This is a genomic window from Marisediminitalea alba (assembly GCF_002993365.1).
Classification (GTDB): Bacteria; Pseudomonadota; Gammaproteobacteria; order Enterobacterales; family Alteromonadaceae; genus Alteromonas; species Alteromonas alba.
The window spans coordinates 1-7786 of sequence record NZ_PVNP01000149.1 but is presented as its reverse complement, the minus strand read 5'-3'; the positions used below and the strand labels follow the sequence as shown (position 1 = coordinate 7786).

General features: G+C 51.1%; 10 protein-coding genes and 1 pseudogene. 4 read left to right on the top strand and 7 right to left on the bottom strand.

The features are described 5' to 3' along the window. On the top strand, positions 1-306 hold a 306-nt coding region (locus tag C6Y40_RS13795; RefSeq protein WP_146129574.1), incomplete at its 5' end, for an IS1595 family transposase. 163 nt (positions 307-469) lie between these two features. Beyond that, positions 470-1444, top strand: a pseudogene (locus tag C6Y40_RS25225) (diguanylate cyclase). Between the two features lie 12 nt (positions 1445-1456). On the opposite strand, the gene C6Y40_RS13780 reads toward C6Y40_RS25225, so the two are convergent. The 7 genes from C6Y40_RS13780 to moaB are packed head-to-tail and all read right to left on the bottom strand — an operon-like array spanning position 1457 to position 5610. After that, complete coding sequence (locus tag C6Y40_RS13780; protein WP_105935094.1) at positions 1457-2482, bottom strand: ATP-binding cassette domain-containing protein; 1026 nt, start codon at positions 2480-2482, stop codon at positions 1457-1459. Continuing rightward, a complete protein-coding gene (gene modB / locus C6Y40_RS13775) occupies positions 2467-3141 on the bottom strand; it encodes a molybdate ABC transporter permease subunit (RefSeq protein WP_240621960.1) in 675 nt (224 codons plus the stop codon). The genes C6Y40_RS13780 and modB overlap by 16 nt, the downstream gene beginning before the upstream one ends. Positions 3142-3143: 2 nt before the next feature. Further along, a complete protein-coding gene (gene modA, locus C6Y40_RS13770) occupies positions 3144-3905 on the bottom strand; it encodes a molybdate ABC transporter substrate-binding protein (RefSeq protein ID WP_105935093.1) in 762 nt (253 codons plus the stop codon). Between the two features lie 6 nt (positions 3906-3911). After that, on the bottom strand, positions 3912-4385 hold the full coding sequence (locus tag C6Y40_RS13765; RefSeq protein ID WP_105935092.1) for a molybdenum cofactor biosynthesis protein MoaE: 474 nt from the start codon (positions 4383-4385) through the stop codon (positions 3912-3914). Position 4386: 1 nt separating this feature from the next. Further along, positions 4387-4629 (bottom strand): molybdopterin converting factor subunit 1, encoded by a 243-nt coding sequence (gene moaD, locus C6Y40_RS13760; protein ID WP_205664773.1) that lies wholly within the window; start codon positions 4627-4629, stop codon positions 4387-4389. Next, positions 4619-5098, bottom strand: coding sequence for a cyclic pyranopterin monophosphate synthase MoaC (moaC, locus tag C6Y40_RS13755; protein WP_105935090.1), 480 nt, complete (start codon positions 5096-5098; stop codon positions 4619-4621). Before moaC ends, moaD begins: the two co-directional genes overlap by 11 nt. 2 nt (positions 5099-5100) lie before the next feature. Beyond that, positions 5101-5610, bottom strand: coding sequence for a molybdenum cofactor biosynthesis protein B (gene moaB / locus C6Y40_RS13750; protein WP_105935089.1), 510 nt, complete (start codon positions 5608-5610; stop codon positions 5101-5103). An 82-nt stretch (positions 5611-5692) separates the two neighbouring features. On the opposite strand from moaB, the gene moeB reads away from it, so the two are divergent. Together moeB and C6Y40_RS13740 are read left to right on the top strand one after the other, a co-directional pair. Further along, positions 5693-6460, top strand: coding sequence for a molybdopterin-synthase adenylyltransferase MoeB (gene moeB / locus C6Y40_RS13745; RefSeq protein ID WP_105935088.1), 768 nt, complete (start codon positions 5693-5695; stop codon positions 6458-6460). A 9-nt stretch (positions 6461-6469) separates the two neighbouring features. Then, the gene (locus C6Y40_RS13740; protein ID WP_105935087.1) at positions 6470-7606 is read left to right on the top strand and encodes a M14 family metallopeptidase; all 1137 of its coding nucleotides are present in this window, start codon (positions 6470-6472) and stop codon (positions 7604-7606) included. Positions 7607-7786: the final 180 nt, after the last annotated feature.

Genomic DNA, 7786 nt, shown 5'->3' with positions numbered 1-7786 from the left:
AAATTAGAGAAAGACAGTGTGTTGTGTAGTGATGGCTATAAGCCCTACATAGCTCTTTCTGAGAAAAATGATTTAATACACAAGCGCTTAGATGTGGCAGGAGGAATTAAGGTGATAGATAAAGTCTTTCACATTCAAAATGTTAACGCCTATCACAGCCGTCTGAAAGCGTGGATAAAACGGTTTCACGGAGTAGCCACAAAATACTTGGAACACTACCTGGGTTGGTTCAGGTTTATGGATACTCCAGAAAACCTTAGCGAAAACAGGCTCTTTTCGATTCAACAACAGTTAATCCGAACATAGCCTAAATTAAATGTAATAATGTAAACTTAAATTAAGCTTACAAGGAACCAGAGACCAGAGTGTAGCCGGATAGTCAACCGACACGGGATGTCATTAGGGGTGAGGTAACGCTTCGTAACAGGCTTGCCACCAAAGCAATCACTAAGCAGCATAGAAAAACCCAATGACACAAACAACCGAATACACCACCCTGGAAGTATCTGTTTATGCCAGCAAAGGATTAGCAGACTGCATTGTGTTGGTGGTTGATGACGAGCAGTCCAGTTGTCTGTTAATCACCACTATTTTAAGTGATATGGTGCAGTGCGAATTTCTTAACGACCCGGCCAGGGTGATAACTTTTTGCGAAAAACAACCGCCGGACCTCATTATTTTCGACATCAATATGCCTGGCATTAATGGCATAAAACTTTGCCAACAGTTAAAGCAAAGCCGCAATACATCCGCTTGCCCGGTAGTATTTATAACCGGTGACGGCAATGCAGAAACCCAGAATAAATGCTGGCAAGCCGGAGCATCAGATTATGTCAGAAAGCCGGTTATTGCCTCGACTCTTGTTCACCGGGTAAAAAACTTATTGCAAAGTAAGTTACGCCTCGACTTGTTAACCGAACTGACTTTCAAAGATCAGTTAACCGCCCTGTGTAACCGCTACTATCTGTTTACCGAAATCCCAACACAGCTCAAACGGCTGACCCGGGAGAGTAAATCTCTGGGCGTTATCATGATTGATATCGACTACTAAAAGGGCTTCAACGACCGTTTCGGTCACGTAGCTGGAGATAAGTGTCTGTTTGACTTGTCAAAAAACCTTATAGAACAATTGCCCGGCCCCCACGACAGTATTGTACGTTTTGGTGGCGAGGAATTTAGCGTATTCCTGCCCGACACCACCCAGGAAGAATGCCGGAATATCGGCCAGCGTATGGTAGACGCCGTTGCTAGTTTATCTATCGATAACGACGCCAGTCCGCTGGGAAAAATCACTATCAGCGCCGGCTATGTGGTTTCACCGTCGACTCATACGCCTGGCCTGGAACAACTACTGAGTGAGGCCGATTTATACCTCTACGAGGCTAAACTGGCCGGTAAAGCCAGGCTCGCAGGCAGTACTGAGAAACAAAATCAGGTATGCTGAGGCAGCGCCCGCTCAGGCCAGTGTTTGCTGACCACTGAAATATGCCCATACCAACTGCCCGTCCTTCAGCGTATTAATCCGGCTGTCATAGTTATCCAACAGTGCCGTTAACTCTTGCCCCTCGCACACAATTTTTACCGCGCTTTGTGTAGCCGAATAAGGTACCACCGATTGCACGGTAGCCTGCAGGCAATTAGTGTGTAGCGCAGTACTATTTTCAGTGGCGAGCGTTACTTCACTGGCTGGAAGCAGCAGCCGTACAGACTGCCCCACCGGAATAGCTGATTCATCCACCACTTTAACCGATGTCTCGCCTACGGATATCCGGCTAATCCCCATCTTTCGTTCTTCTATTTCACCGTGTAGCACGCTGATTAAAGGCAACGAAGCATTGGCTTGTTGGCCCCTGGCAGGGTTAAGCATTTCACTGAGTGGTCCACAGGCCACACAATGGCCGCTTTCTATGATGCTCAGGTGATCGCAACTCACTATGATGTCGTTGATATCATGGCTAACCATAATCACTTTGACGTGCGGCCCCAGGTACGCTTTGAGTTTGTGTAAAATACCAAAGCGCAGGGCACGATCCATGGCACTGAAACTCTCATCGAGCAGCAACAGCGCTGGATTGGCCAGTAACGCCCGGGCCAGTTTTACCCGTTGTAGTTCGCCGCCTGACAGCTCATTAGTTTGCCGTGACATTAGTGCAGTACATTCACACAGCGCCACTATGGTCTTAACATTGTCCAGTTGCTGATTATGGCGAGCAACCAGCTCAAGATTGCCTGCCACGCTGAGCGCCGGAAACAGCGGCGTTTGCGCACTCACCAGCACCGCATTATCAAGCTTACTAAGATCTCTACTATGCCAGCGGCCGCTGACATTGGCCGCAGCGTTAAATCCGGCCAGCGCCTGTAAAAAGGTAGATTTACCGGCGCCGGATTGACCGATTATGCCAAGCCAATTTGGCTCAGCAGCAGTCGATAGCGCTATATCCAGCGCAAACTGACCGGCCTGAGCCGTTACATGACATTCCATTTAAGCCTCCGCCGCCCCTGCAGCCAGTAAAGGCCAATCAGCAAAAATAGCGAGAATACCAGTAACACGGCAGCCAACTGGTGAGCACTGCCATAATTGAGTGACTCCACCTGGTCGAACAGCGCAATAGACACTACCCTTGTTTCTCCGGGTATGTTGCCACCAATCATCAGTACCACACCAAATTCGCCTACCGTGTGGGCAAAACTCAACCCGGCAGCAATCAGTAAGCTTGGCCTCACAGCAGGTAAAACAACCCGTTGCAAACGCACGTGCCAGGGTAAATTGAGCATCTTTGCAGTGTGTAAATAGTGCGGGTGTAACTGCGCGAAGCCTGCATACAGTGGCTGCACAGCAAAAGGAAATGAATAAATTACCGAGCCGAATACCAGCGCCTCAAAAGTGAATGCCAGGCGCTCACCTGTAATGGATAACCACAGTTCGCCGATCAGGCTGTCGGGCGCAAACGCCAGTAGCAAATAAAAACCCAGTACTGTGGGTGGTAGCACCAGCGGTAATGCCACACAGGCCTGAACTACTGCCTTAAAGCGGCTGTTCCAGCGGCTCAACCACCAGCTCACCGGTATGGCAACCAGCATCAGCAGTAACGTTGATAGCCCTGCCAGTTTGAGGGTAAGCCAGATTGCCGAAAATTCCACGTTTAATGTCTTCCCTCAGCGGGGCCAGACGCGAGCGGCGCATACCCTGCTTCGGCCAGTTGCGACTGAATTTTGGGGCTGCGCAGGAATGCGGCAAGCTTTTTTGCAGCTATAGAGGATTCACCCTTACCGGTGACCGCAAGTTGCTGAATAATCGGCGCGTAGTTATCCGGCAAAGTCTGGCAGGTTAGTTGATAGGTAACACATTGAGAAGCTGCAATAAACGCCACATCCACATTGCCGGTTTGCCAGAATTGCAGTGTTTGTTGAATGTTAGTCCCGCGAATAAGCCCCGGCGCAAGTTTTTCCCACAATCCGGCCTGTTCCAGCAGCTGTTTAGCTGCTCGTCCGTATGGGGCTATGTCTGGCTCGGCAATGGCAACTCTGGTACCTGCCGCCGTTAACCGTGGATCGCTGAGACCATCAATGTTGCCCAACAGCGCCAGATGGCCAACCGCGTAAGTCTGCACGGCGGACGCCGCTATCCTGCCTGAGGCAACCAGTGCCTGGGGGCGTTTACTGTCGGCGGATAAAAATAAATCATAGGGCGCGCCATGTTGGATCTGCGCAAATAAAGCGCCACTCGAGCCAACACTTACCCGCACGTTAATACCGCTAGCCGCCTCAAATTCCGGCAGCAGCTTTTGCAGTGGTGCCGCAAAATTTGCCGCTACAGCTACATTGATGGATGGCGCAGCATGAGCCATCTGAGTTGCGCACATAGCCATAACGATTGCCCACAAACACTGCATAATCTGGTTCATGGCCAGTTAGTCATCCTTATCATCAGTCAGCCAGCGCATTGCCGCCTCATTGTCGGTGCCTTTAGCGGCCACCCAGGTTGAGGTATCTCCCGCCCATTCTTTTTTCCAGATAGGTACCGATTGTTTGAGCATGTCCATAATGTACGACGCCGCACTAAAAGCATCCTGGCGATGTGCTGCACAAGTACCAACCCACACAATTTGCGCCTGATTCGGCAACCGGCCTACGCGGTGCACAATACCGGCATTAGTAAGCCCAAACCGCGTAGTTGCCTGCGCCAGTAATTGCTGCAACGCGGACTCGGTCATCCCCGGATAATATTCCAGTTCAATGCCGTCGATGGCACCTTCGGCATTGTAATCTCTCACCCGACCGGTAAAGGTAACCACGGCACCCGACTGACTGGCCTGGTTATTAAGGCAAAGCTCATCGTAGAGCGCTTGTTGGCTAAAATCGGCTTCACTGACCCGCGCAAACATCCTACCCTCCGGTAACCGGTGGAAAGAACGCCACTTCATCCTGCTCAGACACCACCATGGTGCCATCACAAAGCGTTTGATTGCAGGCGCAGAGCACGTTAGCCGACAGTGCTTGTTGCCACTGCGGGCCTTTAGCCATTAGCGCCTGACGCACACCTTCGATGGTGGCATCATCCGGCACCGCCATTTCCAGTGACTCAGTCCCAGTGACTTCCCGGATCTGGGCAAATAATTTAACCTTCATCACGACTCCACTGACCACTCTTACCGCCCTGTTTAAGCAGCACCCTGACATTGGTCATTATCATAGCCGGATCCACCGCCTTGCACATATCAAACAGGGTCAATAACGCCACATTAACGCCGGTCAGCGCTTCCATTTCCACGCCGGTCTGACCATTCAGCTTGCAGCGGCAACGAGTAATAATGCGGTTATTCTGCTCATCAAGCGTGAACTCAATATCCACTTTACTCAGCGCTAAGGGGTGACATAAGGGGATCAGGCTGGCACATTGTTTTGCCCCCTGAATACCGGCAATTCTGGCCACAGCCAGCACGTCGCCCTTGGCGGCACTGTTAGTTTTAACCTGCGCCAGCGCCTCGGCACTTAAATGTAACTCGCCTTCGGCAATCGCTTCACGAGTGGTTACCGCTTTACCGCTGACATCCACCATGTTGGCTTCGCCCTGTTGATTCACATGAGATAATTGCATAGCTAGTGATTGCCTTTTAAATGGCCCACAAAGCTACATGGCTTAAAGCTGGCATCCAGTTGTGAACGGATAATACCTTGCCATGCCGTTTTACAAGCGCCGGTTGAGCCGGGCAGACAGAAGATAACGGTACGATTAGCAAAACCGGCCAGTGCCCGCGACTGGATGGTCGAGGTTCCAATTTCCTGAAAGCTCAGGTAACGGAACAATTCGCCAAAGCCGTCGACGGTTTTATCAAACAAAACGCTCAGCGCCTCGGGCGTTGAATCTCTGCCGGTAAAACCGGTACCGCCGGTCACCAGAATGGCTTCCACTGCGGGATCAGCAATCCACGCCGATACGATGGCTCGTTGTTGGTAAATATCATCAATAACCAGTTTGCGGTCGGCCACAGAGTGGCCGGCTTCAGTAACGGCCTCAACCAGATACTGACCAGATGTATCGGTATCGGGTGTGCGGGTGTCTGATACAGTTAAAATAGCAATTGCCAGTGATTCAGAAGCGGTAGTCATGATGGTCCTTAAAAATCTGCTGCGACAGGACTGTCGAATTGGTACATTATGCGTTGAAATATAACAGGATAAAAGTCTAACCATGGCAGATACGCTCAGCTATCCCCAGGCGGTCACCTATAATCGCCATATTGTGTTGCCCCAGATTGACCTGGCAGGCCAGGAAGCATTACTCAATGCCCGGGTGCTGATCATCGGTCTCGGCGGGCTGGGTTGTTCGGCTGCCCAGCTGTTATGCAGCAGTGGCACAGGCCAGCTTACCCTTGTCGATGATGATAAGGTAGAAGTATCCAACCTGCCCCGGCAAATACTGTTTAGCCGCGCTCAGGTTGGCCAGTTTAAAGTCCACGCCGCCCGCGACAGATTACACCAACTCAACCCTGACTGCCGCATCAGGACCGTTACCACAAGGCTTGACGATGAGGCACTGCGACAGGCCATTAGCGAGCACGATCTGGTCCTGGATTGCACCGATAATGCGGCTAGTCGACAGCAAATTAATGCCATCTGTTACGCCCAGCAGCGGCCACTTGTTAGTGGTGCAGCCATTCGTTTTGAAGGTCAGTTGCTAATGGTGGATCCGCTTAATCACAGCCCTTGTTACCAATGCATTACCCGCCTGTTCAGCGAACAACAGCTATCCTGTGTGGAAGCTGGTATTTTTGCACCGGTAGTGGCCACCATCGGCACTCAACAGGCGCATATAGCTTTGCTCTGGTTAATGGGCAAACAGGTTCTGCCTGCTGGCCAGTTACTCACTTACGATGGCCTGTCGCTTAGCTGGCAACAATTCACGGTGCCGGCCGATCCGCAGTGCACGGTTTGCCAACTCACAAAAACAAGTAAATAAAGAATCGTTATGCTCAATCAGGTAAATAAACAACATATCCGGGTCGCCCAGAATGCATCAGGCCGCAGCATGAATGTCCCGGTTTATCACATTAAAGGCCAGCGGCCAGGGCCGAAAGTGTATATCCAGAGTTCTATTCACGGCGCCGAAGTTCAGGGTAACGTGGTGATCTACCACCTTATTCAGTGGCTGCAGGCAATGCCTATTTGCGGCGAAATAGTGCTGGTGCCTAACTGCAATCCGGTGGGCACTAATATAAAGGCCGGAGAATATACCCTTGGCCGGTTTGACCCGGTAAACGGCACCAACTGGAACCGCGGATATTATTACGATCCCGAACAAATCACAGCCTTTGTTAATACGGTCACAGCGGAAGAATCGGTGACCTCAATCAAACAGCGCTTTCGTGACCATTTACGCACGGCCATCGCCAATAAACTTGCCAGCCCGTGGGGGCTGGGCCTGGCCCAGCAACTTAACCTGCGTTTGCAACAATTAGCACTGGATGCCGATTTTGTGCTGGATTTACATAATGGGCCAGTTTCTACCCGCCACATTTATATTCCGGAGTATGCCCGCGAAAGTGCAAAGGCCTTTAACTTCCCCCATTGTATATTTATCCCCAACGTCTTTGCCGGCGCGCTGGATGAAGCCACTTTTTGCCCCTGGTGGACACTCACCGATAACCTAAATCAGCGGGATAACCGCAATATCGATTTTGGCATCGAGGCGTTTACGCTGGAAATGGGCAGTCAGGAAGTAATTGACTTTGCCGAAGGGGAAATTGATGCCCGCAGCATTATCAGTTATCTGACGGTGAAAGGCTTATTACCCGAAAGTCAGGTTAGCCCGGCGGTAATGGACCGTATCGGTGTGGCGCTTAAAGACTATAAAACTCTGTTCACCAGTTGGGGAGGCATGGTGGAATATTGCGCCAAGCCAGGTCAACACATTAAACAGGGCGAGCTACTCGCCCGTGTGCTGAACATCGACGAGCTGGACAATGACAAGGGAAGCCACGACATTGTCGCGCCCTGCGATCTGATCCCCATGCTGCACTTTCCTTCCGCTTCGGTGCTCAGTGGAACCCAGCTGTACAAATGCTTCACCGAGTATTTTTACCTGACCCGGCAACAGGAAGAATAAGATCGAGTAGGAGGGAGTTTCGCAACTCCCGTCCTCTCACACCACCGGGCATACGGTTCCGTACCACGGCGGTTCCTGTCTGTATTGACCATAGTCAATACCTGAGTCTGTTTCGTTCATCGTGTCGCCGCTTTATCGTTTAGAACTCCGCAAACACCGCCCAGGTTTCCGACCCTTCTT